This is a genomic window from Aeromonas australiensis (assembly GCF_000819725.1).
Taxonomy (GTDB): Bacteria; Pseudomonadota; Gammaproteobacteria; order Enterobacterales; family Aeromonadaceae; genus Aeromonas; species Aeromonas australiensis.
In genome coordinates this window covers 37,987-55,006 of record NZ_CDDH01000009.1, presented here as the reverse complement: position 1 = coordinate 55,006, position 17,020 = coordinate 37,987, and the positions used below count along the sequence as shown (strand labels likewise).

At 60.8% G+C, this 17,020-nt stretch carries 13 protein-coding genes and 2 pseudogenes; 5 read left to right on the top strand and 10 right to left on the bottom strand.

Going from position 1 to position 17,020, the window contains the following annotated elements:
• Positions 1–159: 159 nt before the first annotated feature.
• The 5 genes from BN1117_RS01690 to BN1117_RS01670 form a co-directional block, all read right to left on the bottom strand.
• Positions 160–1,134, bottom strand: a complete 975-nt coding sequence (locus BN1117_RS01690) for a PstS family phosphate ABC transporter substrate-binding protein (RefSeq protein ID WP_040094413.1) — start codon at positions 1,132–1,134, stop codon at positions 160–162.
• A gap of 330 nt (positions 1,135–1,464) precedes the next feature.
• Positions 1,465–2,760: a phosphate regulon sensor histidine kinase PhoR gene (gene phoR, locus BN1117_RS01685; RefSeq protein ID WP_040094412.1), complete on the bottom strand. Its 1,296-nt coding sequence runs from the start codon at positions 2,758–2,760 to the stop codon at positions 1,465–1,467.
• Positions 2,761–2,768: 8 nt separating this feature from the next.
• Positions 2,769–3,458 carry a phosphate regulon transcriptional regulator PhoB gene (gene phoB / locus BN1117_RS01680; protein WP_040094411.1) on the bottom strand — a complete coding sequence of 230 codons (690 nt, stop codon included), beginning with the start codon at positions 3,456–3,458 and terminating at the stop codon, positions 2,769–2,771.
• A gap of 101 nt (positions 3,459–3,559) precedes the next feature.
• Positions 3,560–3,970: a VOC family protein gene (locus BN1117_RS01675; protein ID WP_040094410.1), complete on the bottom strand. Its 411-nt coding sequence runs from the start codon at positions 3,968–3,970 to the stop codon at positions 3,560–3,562.
• A 130-nt stretch (positions 3,971–4,100) separates the two neighbouring features.
• A complete protein-coding gene (locus BN1117_RS01670; RefSeq protein WP_040094408.1) occupies positions 4,101–5,780 on the bottom strand; it encodes a sigma-54-dependent Fis family transcriptional regulator in 1,680 nt (559 codons plus the stop codon).
• Between the two features lie 236 nt (positions 5,781–6,016).
• Between BN1117_RS01670 and exaC the strand changes: the two genes are divergently transcribed.
• Complete coding sequence (gene exaC, locus BN1117_RS01665; RefSeq protein WP_040094406.1) at positions 6,017–7,534, top strand: acetaldehyde dehydrogenase ExaC; 1,518 nt, start codon at positions 6,017–6,019, stop codon at positions 7,532–7,534.
• Here exaC and BN1117_RS01660 read toward each other — a convergent pair.
• Positions 7,531–7,893, bottom strand: a pseudogene (locus tag BN1117_RS01660) (helix-turn-helix transcriptional regulator); the annotation flags it as partial. The gene exaC and the pseudogene BN1117_RS01660 sit on opposite strands and share 4 nt — an antisense overlap.
• A gap of 13 nt (positions 7,894–7,906) precedes the next feature.
• Between BN1117_RS01660 and BN1117_RS18835 the strand changes: the two are divergent.
• Positions 7,907–8,088: pseudogene (locus tag BN1117_RS18835) on the top strand (EamA family transporter); the annotation flags it as partial.
• A 74-nt stretch (positions 8,089–8,162) separates the two neighbouring features.
• On the opposite strand, the gene BN1117_RS01655 reads toward BN1117_RS18835, so the two are convergent.
• The 4 genes from BN1117_RS01655 to BN1117_RS01640 are packed head-to-tail and all read right to left on the bottom strand — an operon-like array spanning position 8,163 to position 13,338.
• Positions 8,163–8,858 carry a response regulator gene (locus BN1117_RS01655; protein ID WP_040094403.1) on the bottom strand — a complete coding sequence of 232 codons (696 nt, stop codon included), beginning with the start codon at positions 8,856–8,858 and terminating at the stop codon, positions 8,163–8,165.
• Positions 8,859–8,861: 3 nt separating this feature from the next.
• On the bottom strand, positions 8,862–10,430 hold the full coding sequence (locus BN1117_RS01650; protein ID WP_040094401.1) for an ATP-binding protein: 1,569 nt from the start codon (positions 10,428–10,430) through the stop codon (positions 8,862–8,864).
• A 17-nt stretch (positions 10,431–10,447) separates the two neighbouring features.
• Complete coding sequence (gene maeA, locus BN1117_RS01645; protein WP_040094400.1) at positions 10,448–11,998, bottom strand: oxaloacetate-decarboxylating malate dehydrogenase; 1,551 nt, start codon at positions 11,996–11,998, stop codon at positions 10,448–10,450.
• 23 nt (positions 11,999–12,021) lie between these two features.
• Positions 12,022–13,338: a 2-hydroxycarboxylate transporter family protein gene (locus BN1117_RS01640; RefSeq protein ID WP_040094398.1), complete on the bottom strand. Its 1,317-nt coding sequence runs from the start codon at positions 13,336–13,338 to the stop codon at positions 12,022–12,024.
• A gap of 975 nt (positions 13,339–14,313) precedes the next feature.
• Between BN1117_RS01640 and BN1117_RS01635 the strand changes: the two genes are divergently transcribed.
• The 3 genes from BN1117_RS01635 to BN1117_RS01625 are packed head-to-tail and all read left to right on the top strand — an operon-like array spanning position 14,314 to position 16,970.
• Positions 14,314–14,826: a MarR family transcriptional regulator gene (locus BN1117_RS01635; protein WP_005349886.1), complete on the top strand. Its 513-nt coding sequence runs from the start codon at positions 14,314–14,316 to the stop codon at positions 14,824–14,826.
• A 1-nt stretch (position 14,827) separates the two neighbouring features.
• A complete protein-coding gene (locus tag BN1117_RS01630; RefSeq protein WP_040094397.1) occupies positions 14,828–15,883 on the top strand; it encodes an HlyD family secretion protein in 1,056 nt (351 codons plus the stop codon).
• Positions 15,873–16,970: a DUF2955 domain-containing protein gene (locus BN1117_RS01625; protein WP_040094395.1), complete on the top strand. Its 1,098-nt coding sequence runs from the start codon at positions 15,873–15,875 to the stop codon at positions 16,968–16,970. Before BN1117_RS01630 ends, BN1117_RS01625 begins: the two co-directional genes overlap by 11 nt.
• Positions 16,971–17,020 lie beyond the last annotated feature (50 nt).

Genomic DNA, 17,020 nt, shown 5'->3' with positions numbered 1-17,020 from the left:
GTTGCCCTATTCTCGGAAATGCCGCCGTGCTTCGCAAGGGAACCAGCCCTCGGCTGACGGAAAAATATCCACCCCAATCTATTAACAAAAACAACAGCAGCCAAAAAAAAGCGAGCCCGCTTGGGGCTCGCTTTATCAGGGCATGCTGACTGCTGGCAGTTACATGATACCCAGCTTTTTCAGGTCAGCCTGTACCACCTTGGCCGGCACCGGCACGTAACCATCTTTGGCCACGATATTTTGGCCCGCTTTGGAGAGCATCAGCTTGACGAACTCCTGCTCCATCGGGGAGAGCGGCTTGTTCGGATGCTTGTTCACATAAACGTACAGGAAGCGAGAGAGCGGATACTTGCCGGTGATGGCATTGTCGGAGGTCGCTTCAATGAAGGTTTTGCCATCTTTGGAGAGCGGTACCGCACGCACGCCGGAGGTAACGTAACCGATCCCGGAATAACCAATAGCGTTCAGTGAAGAGGAGACGGATTGCACCACAGAGGCTGAACCCGGTTGCTCATTCACGCCACTCTTGAAGTCGCCATTACACAGCGCTTGCTCCTTGAAGTAACCGTAGGTGCCGGAGACCGAGTTACGACCGAACAGCTGCAGATCCTTGCCGGACCAGTTACCGTCCAGACCCAGATCAGACCACTTGGTGGCTGCCTTGGCTTCACCGCACTTGAGGGTGCTGGAGAAAACGGCATCAACCTGTTGCATGGTCAGGCCCTGGATGGGGTTGTCCTTGTTGACGAACACAGCCAGGGCATCGATAGCGACGCGGACGGCTGTCGGCTTGTAGCCGTAACGCTTCTCGAATGCTTCCTCTTCACCGGCCTTGATGGCACGGCTCATCGGACCGAACTGGGCAACACCTTCGGTCAGGGCAGTCGGTGCGGTAGAAGAACCGGCGGCCTGGATCTGCACATTGACGTTGGGGTACAAACGCTTAAATTCTTCGGCCCACAGGGTCATCATGTTGGCCAGGGTGTCCGAGCCGACCGAGGACAGGTTGCCCGAAATGCCGCTGGTCGGTTGGTAATCCGGCAGATCTTTATCCACACCAGCAGCCAGGGCGCTGACAGAAAACAGGGTTGCTGCGGTGAATCCGATTACACCAGCCAGTTTGTTGAGTTTCATCCAATCTCTCCAAAGTTACAAAAGGCGATTACCTTGAGTTTCATTCTGTCTCCTCTCTCCAAGGTGACAGAAGGCTATTGCCAATACATGGCGCCGATTAACACCGTCTTGCATTAGTCAATTCGACTGAGTCAGCGGTGAGTTCCATTCCGACTCACTCTCCAAAGTTACAGAAGGTCCGTTCTTAAGACGGCGCCAGTATCTGACCTGGCAGTGACAAATTTATGGATTTAATGTGACACTTTAATGACATGACAGCAGATTTGAACAGATGAAAAGAGGGCCCGTTCAGCGGCCCTCTTTTAGCAGATAACTCATTGTTATAAAAACCTATTTAACCACCACCATGCGGCCAGGAATAAGAAAACTGAAGCGACTGCCAAGGCCGACCCGGCTCTCGATATCGAGCTGGCAATCGTGGTGACTGAGAGCATGCTTGACGATGGCAAGGCCGAGTCCTGAGCCGCCGGTGTGGCGGGAGCGGGCCTTGTCGACCCGATAGAACCGCTCGGTCAGCCGCGCCAGGTGTTCAGGCGGGATCCCCTCCCCCTCATCGCTCACGGCAAACAGCGCCATTGCCCCCTGCTTGCGCCACTCCACGGTAATTTTGCGCCCCGCCGGGGTGTAGTGGATGGCGTTATAGACCAGATTGGAGACGGCACTGCGCAGCTGCTCCTGATCTCCGCGCACCAGCAGATTGGGCTGCACCATAAACTCGATCTGGTGGGCCCGTTCGCCCGAGAGCGCCCGCGCCTCCTGCTCCAGCAGCCCCAGCATGGCAGGCATGTCCACCAGATGAGAGAGATCCACGGTCGGGGCCGCCTCGATACGGGAGAGGGTGAGCAGCTGATTGACCAGATTATCCATCCGGATGGTCTGCTCCATCATCACCCGATGGGCCTTGGCCCACATGGCGGGCGGGGGCGGCTCCTCGGTCATCTCCAGATAGCCCTTAAGCACGGTCAGCGGGGTGCGCAGCTCGTGAGAGACGTTGGAGACGAAGTGCTTGCGGGTCTTTTCGAGACTGCGCAAACGGGTGACATCCCGCACCACCAGCATCGCCTGATCGGAGGCGTAGGGCATGATGCGAAACTCGAGAAACTTCTCCTCGTTGACCGGGGAGTGCATCTCGAGGGGCTCGTCATACGCCCCCTTACCCAGATAGGCGTTAAAGGCCGGATTGCGAATGAGGTTGCCGATATGCTGGCCGGCATCCTCCGGCCAGCGAAAACCGAGCAGTTGCTCCGCCAGCCGGTTGCACCAAAGGATGCTGCCATCGGTGCGAAACACTACGGCGGCATCGGGCAGCGCCTCGGCCCCCTCCCGGAAGCGGCGGATCAGCCCCGCCAGCTCGCGGCGACGGGCGCGGTGACGCTGCTGCAGCTTGTAGATACCGTTGAAGATGTACTCCCAGCTGCCATTGCCGCTGGGGGGCACCAAGCTGCGGTCGTGCCACAGCCAGTCAGAGAGCCGCTTCTGGAAGCGATAGTGCCAGCCCAGATGCAACACGGCCGCCACCAGCAGGCAGAGGGCAAGATGATCAATCAACCAGCCAACCAATGCGAAGGGGGCGTAGAAAAACGCCATTCGCCACAACTGTCGCCGCCAGGCGTAAGGTTGCAACATAACTGCCTCTAGAGACGGGTTGAGAAGCGGTATCCGGCTCCACGCACCGTCTGGATCAATCTGTCGTGCCCTGTCTCTTCAATCGCCTTGCGCAGGCGACGAATATGCACATCCACGGTTCTGTCCTCGACGTACACATTGGTACCCCAGACATTATTGAGCAGCTGTTCACGGCTGTAGACCCGCTCGGGGTGAGTCATAAAGAAGTGAAGCAGCTTGAATTCGGTCGGCCCCATGTCGAGCGCCTTCTCTTCGGCACTGACCCGGTGGGAGACAGGATCGAGTTTCAGCCCCTGCACCTCGATCACCTCATCCACCGAGGTGGGCGACACGCGGCGCATCACCGCATGGAGGCGAGCGGTCAGCTCCTTGGGCGAGAATGGCTTGGTGATGTAGTCGTCGGCTCCTGCCTCCAGACCACGCACCTTGTCCTCCTCTTCACCGCGGGCGGTGAGCATCACCACCGGGATCTGGCGCGTCACCTCATCCTGCTTGAGCTGCTTGATAAACTGGATGCCACTGCCACCCGGCATCATCCAGTCGAGCACGATGAGTTCGGGGTAGGGTTCGCGCACCTTCGTCAGTCCATCGGCGTAATCTTCCGCTTCAATCGTCTCATATCCCTTCTGCTCAAGCACGAAGCAGAGCATTTCGCGGATCGGTGCTTCGTCCTCGACCACCAGAATTCGCTTAGCCATTCCCTTCTCTCTCCTCTGTGAAGATGGGTGCGCCAATTATTAGAATTTTCTGTGACACTTTTATGACTTTATGACAGGCGGGATGATAAACGTTTTCAGATTCAGTTGGCAGCAGTACGTTGCAACAAGTCCCACCGGTTGCCGCTGATATCCTCAAACACCACCACTGTGCCATAAGGCTCGTCACGGGGCTGTTCACAAAAATGCACACCGCAGGCCTGCATGCGCTGGTAATCCCCCCAGAAATCAGTGGTCTCGAGGAACAGAAATACCCGGCCACCGCCCTGCTGGCCGATGGCGGCCTGCTGCTGCGCATTGGCCGCTTGTGCCAGCAGCAGCGCGGAACCGGGAGCGCCTTTGGGGGCAACCCGCACCCAGCGCTTGCCCGGTTTGCCCGGTTCATCGAGGGGCGTGTCTTCCAACAACTCGAAACCCAGTCCCTCGGTAAAAAAGCGAATGGCCTGATCGTAATCAGCCACCAGCAGGGTCAGCGCCCCTATGTGTTGTGACATGGCAGAAAATCCTCAACGGATGAGTCAACGGGCGCAATGCCCCCGGCAAGGGCGCATCATAGCGGCTGGATGGGCAGGGCTCCAGCCGTCATGTGCGTCTTGAAAACAACCGGTAAGAGGGGGGGATAACTCAGGGCACTTCGCGCAGCGCCCGGTAGAGAGTGGTGCGGCTGATCCCCAGCTGGCGCGCCGCCTCGCTCACATTGCCGCCGCATGCCGCCAGCGTTTGCTGTATCTGCCGCCGGGTTTGTTCACGCAAGCTGGTCGCCTCCCCCATCGGCAAGGCGCCGGGCGCTGTGGCCACACTGGGTAGATGCAGGTGGTTGGGCTCAATCCAGCCCAACCCCTCGGCCAGCACACAGGCCACTTCCAGTGCCTGCTTGAGCTGACGCACGTTGCCGGGCAGCGGATGGGCCAGTAGTTGTTGCTCCGCATCGCGGGTCAGACGCAGGGTCGGGTCCATCTCTGCCAGCAGTCGCTGGATCAGCCCCAGACGCTCAGCGGCAGGCCAACGGCGCAGCGGCATCAGCTGCTGGCGCCAGCCGCAGATCCGGTAATAGAGATCTTCGCGAAATGCGCCGCTCTGCACCATGGCCGCCAGATCCCGGTGACTGGCACTGACCAGCCAGAAATCCACCGCCTCCGGCTTGTGACTGCCAACCGGTGTCACGCTGCGCTCCTGCAATACCCGCAGCAGTCGGGTTTGAGCCTGCAGCGGCAGTTCGCCAATTTCATCGAGCATCAGCATACCGCCATGGGCTGCGCGCAGATACCCCTGGCTGCCCTGGCTGCGGGCACCGCTGAAGGCTCCGCCCACATAGCCAAACAGCTCGGCTTCCACCAGATCTGCTGGCAACGCACCGCAGTTGACGCACACCAGTGGCTGCTCCCGCCGACTGGACGCCCGGTGCAGGGCCCGCACCAGATGCTCCTTGCCGCTGCCGGTCTCCCCCTCGATAAGCAGCGAAATTCCGCGCTCCAGCATCTTGAGCGGCACCTGCTGCGGATGTGGCACCGGGCTTGAGTGACCCGGCAGCACGGCGCGGGAAGAGGTCGTGTCCGCTGCTGGCACCAGCCGCAAACCACGCCCCTCCCGCAGCAGTTGCCTGCCATCGAAAGGGTGCTGGCCGAGCCAGAGTCGGCCTGCCCGGTTGGCGCCGAGCAGTTCCCCCTCCTCTCCCAGCAACAGGCGAGCGGACCAGAGGCTCTGGGGCTCCAGATCCACCAGCCAGCCCGGCTGACGCGCCAATAGTGCGTTTTCCAGCGTCATGGCCAAGAGCCGCACCGTGCCCAACATGTCGCCATCGTGATGGGCCGCATCGGTGGAGATGTCGAGCACCCCGAGCAATTGCCCATTCGGCCCGAGCAACGGACAGGCGCTGCAACTGAGGAAGCTGTGCTGGGCGAAGAAGTGCTGATTGCCGAGCACCTGCACTTCACTCTGCTCGGCCAGCGCGGTACCGATGGCGTTGGTGCCCTTGCTCGCCTCCCCCCAGCGGACGCCACTGCGCAAAAAGATACGCTCGGCATGGCGGGCGAACCCCTCATCACCACTGGCGGCCAGAATGGCCCCCTCACCGTCACACAGCAACAGGCGACAGGGGCGACCCGCCAGCAACTGGGCAAACAGCGGCAGTACGAAGCGCTGGAAGCAGGCGATCAGCGCCCTGTGCTGCTCCTGACGGGCCGACAGCTCCCCTTGGGGCAGCAAGTCCAGATCGGCACTCTGCTGGCGGCTCAGCCCCTGATGCAGGCAACGCTGCCAGGAACGCAGGATCGGACCGGGACCGGGTTGAAGTGACTCACTCATCACGCCTCCTGTTCACAAACAGCACGACTGTCTCGGCCACTGTCCAGAAACGGTACAGTTTTATCGCAATAGCCGTGGTCATTGGTTAACCAAGATACGCTGCCACACCCCGTTTGATAACGTTTTTGTAACCTTCTGTCTGCTGGTCAGACCCTTTGGCACGCCCCTTGCGATATCAGCTGGCAACCGGTCTGTCAGCCAGTCCGGTCAGGACCACACACATAAAGGATGATGCGATGATTTATACCGCTCCCGGTCAGGCAGGTGCCCTGGTCAGCTTCAAGTCCCGTTACGACAACTTCATCGGTGGTGAGTGGGTGGCTCCTCGCGCCGGCCGCTACTTTGAAAACATCTCGCCGGTGGATGGCAAAGTATTCTGCGAGGTCGCCCGCTCCGACGCCGCCGATATCGAGCTGGCGCTGGATGCCGCCCACAAGGCGTTCACCAGCTGGAGCAAGACCAGCGTCACCGAGCGCAGCAACCTGCTGCTGCGCATCGCCGATCGCATCGAGCAGAACATCGAACGGCTCGCCATCGCCGAAACCTGGGAGAACGGCAAGGCGGTGCGTGAAACCCTGGCGGCAGACCTGCCGCTGGTGGTGGATCACTTCCGCTACTTCGCTGGCTGCATTCGCGCTCAGGAGGGCTCGGCCGCCGAGCTGGATCAGAACACCGTCAGCTACCACTTCAAGGAGCCCATCGGCGTAGTCGGCCAGATCATCCCGTGGAACTTCCCGCTGCTGATGGCCGCCTGGAAGCTGGCCCCGGTGCTGGCAGCGGGTTGCTGCAGCGTGCTCAAGCCCGCCGAGCAGACCCCGGTCACCATCATGCTGATGATGGATCTCATCAAGGACATCCTGCCCCCCGGCGTAGTCAACGTGGTCAACGGCTTCGGCGCAGAGGCAGGTCAGGCGCTGGCCACCAGCAACCGGATCCAGAAACTCGCCTTCACCGGTTCGACCGAAGTGGGCGCCCATATCCTGCGCTGCGCCGCCGACAAGCTGATCCCCTCCACCGTGGAGCTGGGTGGCAAGTCCCCCAACATCTACTTCGCCGACGTGATGCAGCACGAGAGCAGCTATATCGACAAGGCGGTAGAAGGGATGCTGATGACCTTCTTCAACCAGGGCGAGGTATGTACCTGCCCCTCCCGCGCCCTGGTGCAGGCCAGCATCTATGACGACTTCATGGACCGGGTGCTGGCCCGCGCCCGCACTATCGTGCAGGGTAACCCCCTCGATACCGCCACTCAGGTGGGGGCGCAGGCATCCCGCGAGCAGTTCGACAAGATCCTGAGCTATATGGAAATTGGTCGCGGTGAAGGGGCAAAGATGCTGATCGGCGGTGGCCCGGCCAAGGTGAGCGGGCTGGAGGGGGGCTTCTACATCCAGCCCACCATCTTCTCCGGTCAGAACAAGATGCGGGTGTTCCAGGAGGAGATCTTCGGGCCTGCGCTCGGGGTCACCACCTTCAAGGACGAAGCAGAGGCACTGGCCATTGCCAACGACACCCAGTACGGGTTGGGAGCAGGCCTGTGGACCCGCGACAGCAACCTGGCCTGGCGCATGGGGCGTGGCATTCAGGCTGGCCGGGTCTGGGTCAACTGCTACCACGCCTACCCGGCACACGCCGCCTTTGGCGGTTACAAAAAGTCGGGGATTGGCCGCGAGACCCACAAGATGATGCTGGACCACTACCAGAACACCAAGAACCTGCTGGTGAGCCACGACATCAACCCGCTCGGCTTCTTCTAGCACAAGCAAATGTCATCAGAAAGGGCGCCTGCGGGCGCCCCTTTATTACGATAGATGAGCCTGCGCTCCCCGGTGGCCAGCTGTTGGCGATAGCGCTGGGGTGAACAGCCCAGCTCGCGGTGGAACATGGCGATAAAGGCCGAGGTGGAGCCATAACCGAGCCGCCAGCTGACCTCCTGAACGGGCAGATCCTCCTTGAGCCAAGCCAGCGCCTTGATCAATCGCAAGCGCGCCCGCCACTGACCGAAGCTCATCCCCAGCTCCCGCAAGCAGCGGCGAGCCAGGGTCAGCTCAGTGCTATGTAGCTGCGCAGCCCACTGAGCGAGGGTGCGCGGATCTGCCGGGTCACTATGAAGCGCGCCTCGCCTGTATGGGGCAGAACGCACCTCAATTTTTATGAACCTGCTACCGCTCTGTATGCGCTTATCGCCGTTATTGGGCTGGGCGAACCGAACCACGGCTATCACCTGCTGGGTGGCGGGCTGATCCTGGACGGGGTGATGGCCTCCCAGTTGAAAAAAGGCCCTACTCAGCCAGCAGGTAACGCCGCCTGACGGCTCATCCAGCATAAAAAAGGAGGGAGCCGCTGGCTCCCTCCTCCTGTTCAAATGCACTCAGACACAGCATATCAGCCTGCCCGGCGCCAGCGATAACGCCGCTCGGGGCGCCCCCGCTGACCGTAGTTAAGATCCACATCGACCTTGTCTTCCGACTCCAGATACTCCAGATATCGACGCGCCGTAGTGCGGCTGAGAGAGAGTCGCAGCGCCACCGTGTCGGTGGAGAAGACGCTCTCCGGCTCGCCCGCCAGCAGGTCGAGCACCTGACGCAGGGTGATGCTGTCGATCCCCTTGGGGGTGACGCGCATCTCCTTGATCTGGGAGCGCCCTCCTTTGCCCAGCAGCTTGTCGAGATCTTCCTGTTCCAGCCGACCCCGCTCGCAGAGGCGGCTGTGCAGTTGCTGGATTTCGTCCAGACTCTGCTGGATGCGAAACAGCCGCAATGGCTTGATGACGTAGTCATGAACCCCCAGATTGAGGGCCTGCTGGATGGTCTCCACATCCCGCGAGGCAGTCACCATGATGACATAGGCTTCGCGGTTGTGGCTGCGCAGACGGCTCACCCACTCCAGGCCTGAGCCATCGGGCAAGGAGACATCCACCAGCAACAGTTGGGGCACCACACCGGCCATCATGGCATCGGCCTGGGCCAGGGTGCCGGCCCGCCCCAGCAGGGAGAAACCGGGGGTCGCCGCCACCAGTTCTGACAAGATGGCACCGATCCGATCGTCATCTTCAATAACAAGCGTGATTATTGGGTCCATGGCTCACATTAATTGGTTTTTATTCAAGTAGATACCAAACAGGGTGGTCTGCTCGGCGGTTCGCCGCCATTCTATCACACCCTCGTGCCGACCCACGGTCTCCTTGACCAGGAACAGACCCACCCCGTGATCGCCGCTCTGGCGACTCACCCCGTAATCGAACAGATGATCGGCCAGCTCCTCGTCGACCCCCTCGCCACTATCCTCCACCTCGATCACCAGCCGCCGCCCCACATCGCACAGGGAGAGCAGCACCCGCGGCGGCCGCTGCTGGCGGTTGCGCCAGGCCGCCTGCAGGCCGTTGTCCAGCAGGTTGCCAATGAGGGTGATGAGATCGGCCGAAACCGAAGCCGGATACTCCGCCAGCGCCGAGTCGGGATCGAGCTCCAGGGTCACCCCCAGCTCGCGGGCCCGGCTGAACTTGCCGAGAATAAGCCCCGCCACCGGCTTGTTGTCGATCAGCCGCAGCAGCTCCTGCAGCATGGTCTGGCACGCTTCGTTCTCCTGCTGGATAAGCTCCACCGCCTGATCCACATGGCCCAGCTGCAACAGGCCGGAGAGACTGCTCAGCTTGTTGGCAAACTCATGGCTCTGCATCCGCAGCATCTCGGCATACTGGCGCAGATGGGTCACCTGCACCCCCAGACTGGCAGCCACCTCCGGACGGCTGAAGATCAACAGCCGTCCCGGCGCCTTGCCCTGCACCGCCTGCCAGCGACCGACAAATGACTCTCCCTGAATGGTGAAGGTCACCTCGCCACCCTCCTGCTCCAGACAGGGGGCAAGGGGCGGCACCAGCTCCGCCAGCGACTGCCCCTGCAGGGCATGGCGCCCGGTAACCGGCAGCCGCAGCTGGTAGCTGGCGGTGCTGTTGATCATGTTGATGTTGCCGCGGCCATCGAGGGCGATGACCCCTTCGGTGATGTGCTCCAGCACCAGATCTTGCAGAGTAAAGCGGCGCACGATCGCCTCCGGCTCCAGATCGAGCAGGGTCTTGCGCAGCAGGTATTGCACCCAGAGTGCCAGCAGCAGGCCGCACCCTAATACGGCCACGATGGCACTGATGAGCAGGGCCACCCGCTCCATATAGATGCCCTCTACCTGCTGCATCAGATAACCAACAACCACGGCCCCCATGACGCGCCCGTCACCGCCCACCACCGGGGAGAAACAACGAATGGCAGGCCCTAGCGTACCCATATCCCGCGAGCAGTAGCTGCGCCGCTCATGCAACACCGGCCAGATATCCTCGCCGCGAAACTTCTGCCCGACCAGCTCGGTGTTAGGGTGGCTGAGACGGTGGCCATGCTCATCGGTCACCACCATATAGGTGGCATCGGTGCGGTTGCAGACCGCCTCTATGTAGTCGCGCAGGCTCGGATCACTCCCCTGGCGCAGCGCTTCAACCACCCGGGTATCCGCCGCCATCACCCGAGCCAGATCACTCCCTTTCTCCTCCAGGTTGCTCTCCAGAATATGGCGGATGAAGAGGGCAAGCAGAGTACCCAAAATGAGGATCAGCAGCAGAGAGAGCCCAAGCGAGAGGGTGACCAGCTGGTGGCGAAGTTTCATACACATACCTTAAAACGTCAGGACGCTGCCCAATAGTGCGGATGCCACCAGGTCTGGTCAATCAAAGGTGCCGGATCGCCGACAAAATCGGCCAGCCCCTCCTCGCGGGCACAAAGCGCCACCGCTCTGGCAACGGCGCGGGCCACCTCTCCCACCTGTTCAATCGGGGGTAGCAGTCGCCCAGCCTCCAGTGGATAGGCACCGACCGCCCGCACCGCGGCCAGCAACATGCCATCGCTGATGCGGCGCGCCTTGACGGCGCAGGCCCCCAGACCAATCCCCGGGAAGACATAGACGTTGTTGCACTGGGAGACCAGCCGCAGCTCTCCTGCTACCGTCACAGGTGCAAAGGGGCTGCCGGTGGCCAGCAGGGCGCGACCTGCGGTGGCATCCCACACCTGATCGGGGGTAGCCTCGGCACTGCGGGTCGGGTTGGAGAGCGGCAGGATCACCGGCTGCGCGCACACCTCCCCCATCGCCTGCAACACCTCGCGGGTAAAGAGGCCGCCCTGACCGCTCACCCCAATCAAGACCGCCGGGCGCACCAAGCGAATAGTGTCGAGCAACGAACTGCTCCCCTCCTCCACGGCTCGGGCAAACGGCAACTGGGTACGGGTCAGATTGGGACGATCGCCGCAAACCACTCCATCCTGATCAAACAGCCAGACGCCATCGCAGCGCCCCGCCAGCTGGGCCAGCATGGCGGCGATGCCGCAACCGGCCGAACCCGCGCCGACGATCAGCACCGGGACATCGCCCAGGGCGGTACCCGCCTGCTGCAACCCGGCCAGCACGCAGGCAGAGGCGACCGCCGCCGTCCCTTGAATATCGTCGTTGAACATGCAGAGCTCGTCCCGATAGCGGGTCAGCAAGTTGGCGGCGTGCTTGCCGGCAAAGTCTTCAAACTGCAGCACCACCTGCGGCCAGCGCTTGCGAATGGCGGCCACAACCTTGTCCATAAAGTGGTAGTAGCTCTCGCCGTCAATGCGCGGCGATTGCCAGCCGAGGTAGGAGTCATCCTCCAGCAGCTCGGGGTTGTTGGTACCCACATCGACACAGAGCGGCAGGGTGCGCGCCGGATTAATGCCGCCAGCAGCGGAGTAGAGCGCCAACTTGCCGATACAGATCCCCATGCCGCCGATACCGAGATCGCCGAGCCCCAGCACCCGCTCGCCATCGGAGATGACGATCACGTCCACCTCCTGCTCCACCGACTCGAGGATATCATCCAGATCATCCCTGTCGTGCCAGGAGAGATAGAGGCCGTGGCTGCGCAGATAGAGGTCGCTGTGGCGCTGGCACGCCTCCCCCACCACCGGGGTATAGATGATCGGCAACAGCTCCGGCAGGTGGTGGCGCACCAGATCGTAGAACAGCACCGGATTGTCCTCCTGCAGCTGACGCAACAGCAGATGCTGGTCAAACGGGCTTTGCATGGCGCTGACCAGCCGGTAGATCCGCCGCCGCTGCTGAGAGAGGGACTCCTCCTTATGGGGCATACGACCCCGCACGCCCTGACGTTTGCGCTCGGCATAGGGCAGGCTGGTACCCATCATGATGTCGTTCATCTTGTTTGTTCCTCAATCCGGTATCAGGCAAGCAGGGAGATAAGGGCGGTGGCCAAAATCAGCATCACGGCACCGCCAAGGCGAGAAGATATTTGGGCAAAGGGCATCAGCTTCATGCGCTGGGCCGCCGAGAGCACAGCGACATCGCCGGTGCCCCCCATGTTGGCCATACAGAGTCCGCCAGTGATGGCCGCCTCGATGGGATAGAAGCCGATCAGCTTGCCGACCAGCGCCGCACCAAGGGCGCCCCCCACCACAGTGACCATGACCAGCACAACGTAGCTGATGGAAAAAGCGCTGATAAGCTCCGGAATACTGGTGTAGGCGACGCCGATCCCCACCAGCAGGGAGGGGGTGAGGTTGCTCACCACAAACTGATACCAGTCGGCCGCCGCCTGCTCATAACGGCGCGGCAACAGGCCACTCACCTTGATAAAGGCAACCGCCAAAATCATCAGGGCGAAGGGGTGCATGGGAATAAAATTGCCAAGCAGGGAGCCCAACACAAACATGCTGGAGCTGATGAAAAGTCCCATACCGAGACTCTGCAGGGTCGGTGCCTCGACCTGCTCGTCAGCGATATTCTGATCAATCTCTTTCACCATCAGTGTGCCGTTGCCGGTCAGGGAAGGGTAACGACGACCAAGGCGCACCAGTAGGGAACCCACCAGAATCGCCAGGGTATTGGCGATCACCACCGCCGGTACCATGCGTGACAATAGATCCGCGCTGGACATCTGCATCGGGCCGGAGAGGATCTCCACCAACGGCACCGCGCCAGCGCCCATGCCACCGCCCATGATCGGCAGGCCGATCAGCAGCACCGCACTCTTGAAGCCGTAACCCATCAGAGAGCCGACCAGCCCCACGCTCAGCAGCGCCAGCGTCACACCGCCGAGGATCACCGGCAGATAACGCATGGCGGCATTTTTCAGCAGAGCACTGCTCATGCCAAACACCGAGCCGGTCACCAGACTGGCGATAAAGAAGTTAAGAAAGCCCCCCTCCTTCATAAAGTTGGTGATGACCTGCCCGGCCTGTACCGGCAGCAGTTGGTATTCGAACAGGGCGGCGCCGCCGAAGATAGCGAGGATGGTGCCACCCCCCAGGTATTCACGGATCGGCATGATCCGCTCACCCAGCTCGGTCAGCAGGGTGCCCAGCACGAACATCAGCGCCAGCGCACCAACCATGCCCAGCGGCAACGAGCCATTAAAGCCGGAAAAGAGAACGCAGGTTGCCAGCCCGAGAAATATAAAGAGCGGCATCCCGGCAATTTGTTGGCCGCCCATCAAGGCGGCCTTTTCTTGTGTGGTTTGTAGGGGTGAGAGGTTTTTCATTGTTATGTACTCTGCGTGTGATTGTGGCGCTACTTTATTGATCCCCCTCGCCCCTGTCGGTTAGCCAGACTGCAAAGCCATATAAAAACATTAAAAACTTAAACATCATGGCGCCACCAACGCACGCAGCTCAGCACACCATCGATAGCCGGCCAGACCAAGCAGTTGGACGATAAAACGAGCGAGCCATACTGTGGTTATTTAGATGACTAATAGTAATAACGATATGATGGCCTCTCCCCTCCGGGAAAATACCAGAACCAGATGGCAAGCCCTGCAATCATGTATCCTCACAGACCCTGTGAATGATAATCAGCGGGCAAGGTTATCACTCTGACTCAAGCGCCATGACAGGCCATATCAGGGTTTGTGCAAGCGCAGCAGAAGCACACACGATGAAAATAGTGAGAGGAGAGAGGCAAGGAAGATCGTTGAAATAGTGATGAGTCAAGCCAGCAAATACCAGGACACTGGCTTGAGCTCACAAGGATCACACACGGTCAGGTCTATTCTGTCAACAGCAATGGAATATTGGCGGGGTCAAAATCATGACTGATATCGGTACTTCTGATAGCGCTCTCCCGATTCGCACCATGATGTGATTCGGCACCATATTCCCCATCACTCAACAGCATTTCAATTGCCAGATACACACATCCACTGTCATATCCATCCACAACCCGTTCCCCCCTTGCTTTATAACCCCATCAATATTAGCGGATAAAAAAAGAGCTGCTCGCTGAAGCTGAAAATTTCATGAAAATAGCTGCCGGATATCCTTCATTCAGGATGCCATATCCGAACCAACAAAAGAGCCTCGAGTGGATCGGCATCCAAAAACATATCAGGGGCTCGCACTATGCTCGCTCACATCAACGAAAGATCCGACCAGAAACATGATCCGCATCACACCATTTACTTAGCCTGCTAAACAAGTATGATACTTAGCAGGCTAAGTACATTGAGGATGAGAAGATGACGGACCTGGAAAGGTTGCGCGAGCTGTCGCTCGCCGAGCAGATAGCGCGGATGCACCGGCTATGGCGTACTGCCGCCGATCTGGAGCTGGCTCCCCTTGGCCTCACCCATCCCCGCTGGACCGCGCTGTGGAAGCTCTCCCGCATGGGGAACCATGTCAGCCAGAAGACCCTGGCCGAAGCCCTCGAGATAGAGCTCCCCTCCCTGATGCGCACCCTGGGCCAGCTGGAAGAGCAGGGTCTGATTGAGCGCCACTGCTGCAGTCAGGACAAGCGGGCCCGCATCGTCTGCGTGACCCCGGCTGGCCAGACCCTGCTCGATCAGATCGCAGACCGCATCATGAATATTCGCCGGGAGCTGCTGGGGGGCATCGACGAGCAGACCCTGCAGCTGTTTGAAGCCACGGTGCAGCGGATCTCGGCCAACGCCCTCAGCAAAATTGAACAACACCACGACCGACAAGCCGGAGGCGATACAAGCCCTCCCGAGACCGACACAGAGAGAGAATAAGATGACCCCGGATCAACAATTTACCCGCTGGATCAAATGGTCCATGGCGGGCTTTGCCACCCTGTTTGCCTATTTTCTGATAGCCGACCTGCTGATGCCCCTCACCCCTCAGGCGATGGCGACCCGGGTGGTCACCAAGCTGGCCCCCCAGGTGAGCGGCAAGGTGATCGAGGTCGCTGTTCACAACAACCAGCAGGTCAAGAAAGGGGAGCTGCTGTTGAGGCTGGATCCGGCCCCTTTTGAACTGGCGGTGGAGCAGGCTCGCCTTGCGCTGGCGCAGGCCGTGCAGCAGAACAGTGAACTGGATGCCGCCCTGACCGCCGCCGTTGCCGAGATCAACGCCAAAGAGACCCTGGCCAGCCAGAAGTGGCGCGAGGCTGAGCGCATCGATGCGCTGTACCAACGCCACATGGTTTCGCTGCAACAAAAAGATGAGGCTGACAGCGCCCTGCGCAGCGCCCAGGCCAACCTGCGCGCCAGTCAGGCCAAACTGGCCCAGATCAAGGCCAGTCGTGGCGTGACCGGTGAGGATAATCTGTTGCTGCGCCAGGCCCGCAACAAACTGGCGCAAGCAGAGCTGGCCCTATCTTACAGCCAGGTCCACGCGGATCAGGATGGCACCATCACCAATCTGCAGCTCAAGCCGGGCAGTATCGCCAGCGCCGGCAGCCCGCTGCTGGCGCTGGTGTCGGAACAGGTGGATGTCATTGCCGATTTTAGGGAGAAGAGCCTGCGCCATGTCGGCGCGCAAACCCGCGCACTGGTCGCCTTCGATGGCGAGCCGGGTCAGCTCTATCCTGCCCGGGTAAGTAGTCTGGATGCCGGAGTGAGTGCCGGTCAGTTTGATGCCAATGGTCGGCTGGCCGCGCCGGTGGAGTCGGATCGCTGGGTACGGGATGCCCAGCGGATGCGGCTGCACCTCGAGCTGGAGCAGCTCCCTGACCATCTGCCAGCCGGGGCGCGGGCCACGGTGCAACTGCTGCCGGACAATGCCCTGACCGCCATGCTGGCACGGGGCCAGATCCACCTGCTCAGCCTGCTCCATTATGTCTACTAACCACGCCACTCACCCGTCGGCCAATACCGCCTCAGTCCACCCCGCCGGTGGTGCTGCCACTCACCTCTGGTATCGGCCCCTCACCGGCAACGAGCTGCGCCAGTGCCTGCGCATCGCCTTTGGCTGCACCACGGGCTTTCTGCTCTGCAAGCTGTTTGGCTGGAATTACGGGGTCTTCTATACGGTCACGCCGGTGCTGCTGCTGGGGATGGTGCCGGTGATGAATGGCCATGCCGCGCGCCAACTGATCGGGGCGGCAGTGGTCTGCGGGGTGGAGGTCGGGCTGCTGGGGGGGCTGTTTGGCAGCCATCCGGCACTGATGACCCCCATCGCCTTCCTGCTGTTTCTCTACCGTTTCGCCGCCATGTCGCGAGGCAGCCTGTTTCTGTTCGGGGCCAACGGGGTGCTGAGCCTCAGTATCATGCTGCACTTTGCCAGCTATCCGCAGACCGACCTCAACGACCTGATCCTCAACAATATCTGGGCGAGCGTGCTGTCGGTGCTGATCGCTTACCTGATGACCATGCTGATCCCGGACGTGGAGGCCAGACCCAAGCCCGCCCCGACCGCCAAGGCGCCGCACCGGATGCGCCATGAAGCCCTGCTGGGTGCCACTGTGGCCACCCTGTCGTTTCTGGTATTTCAGGTGTTTGACCTGCGCGACTCCATGTCTGCCCAGGCCACGACCCTGCTGGTGCTGTTCCCCATGCACTGGAACGGCGCCCTCAGTTATGCCCGCAAAAGGGCGATGGGCACCTTGCTGGGGGTCACCTTCGGCTTGCTCGGCCAGCTGTTGCTCTATGACTGGTCAGGGCAACTGCTGCTGGTCGCCCCGCTACTGTGGCTCGGCGCCATGCTGTTCAGCCATGCCCACCTCAAGGAGGCGGGCGGCTCCGGGGTCGGCTTTGGCGCCCTCACCACCCTCGGTATCCTGTTTGGCCAGTACCTCACCCCGGGCAACGATCTGGTGTTCAGCGCCCTCTACCGGGTGAGCAGCATCCTGTTTGCCATCGTGGTCACCCTGCTGGCCTGCTACCTCGTTCACCGGTTGCTCAACCGCTTCGAGGCAACCCGCTTCGGTTATTGATCTCCTGTTGTAAGCACTGTTGTCAGCCCATGGATGAGCTCTCTTTCGCC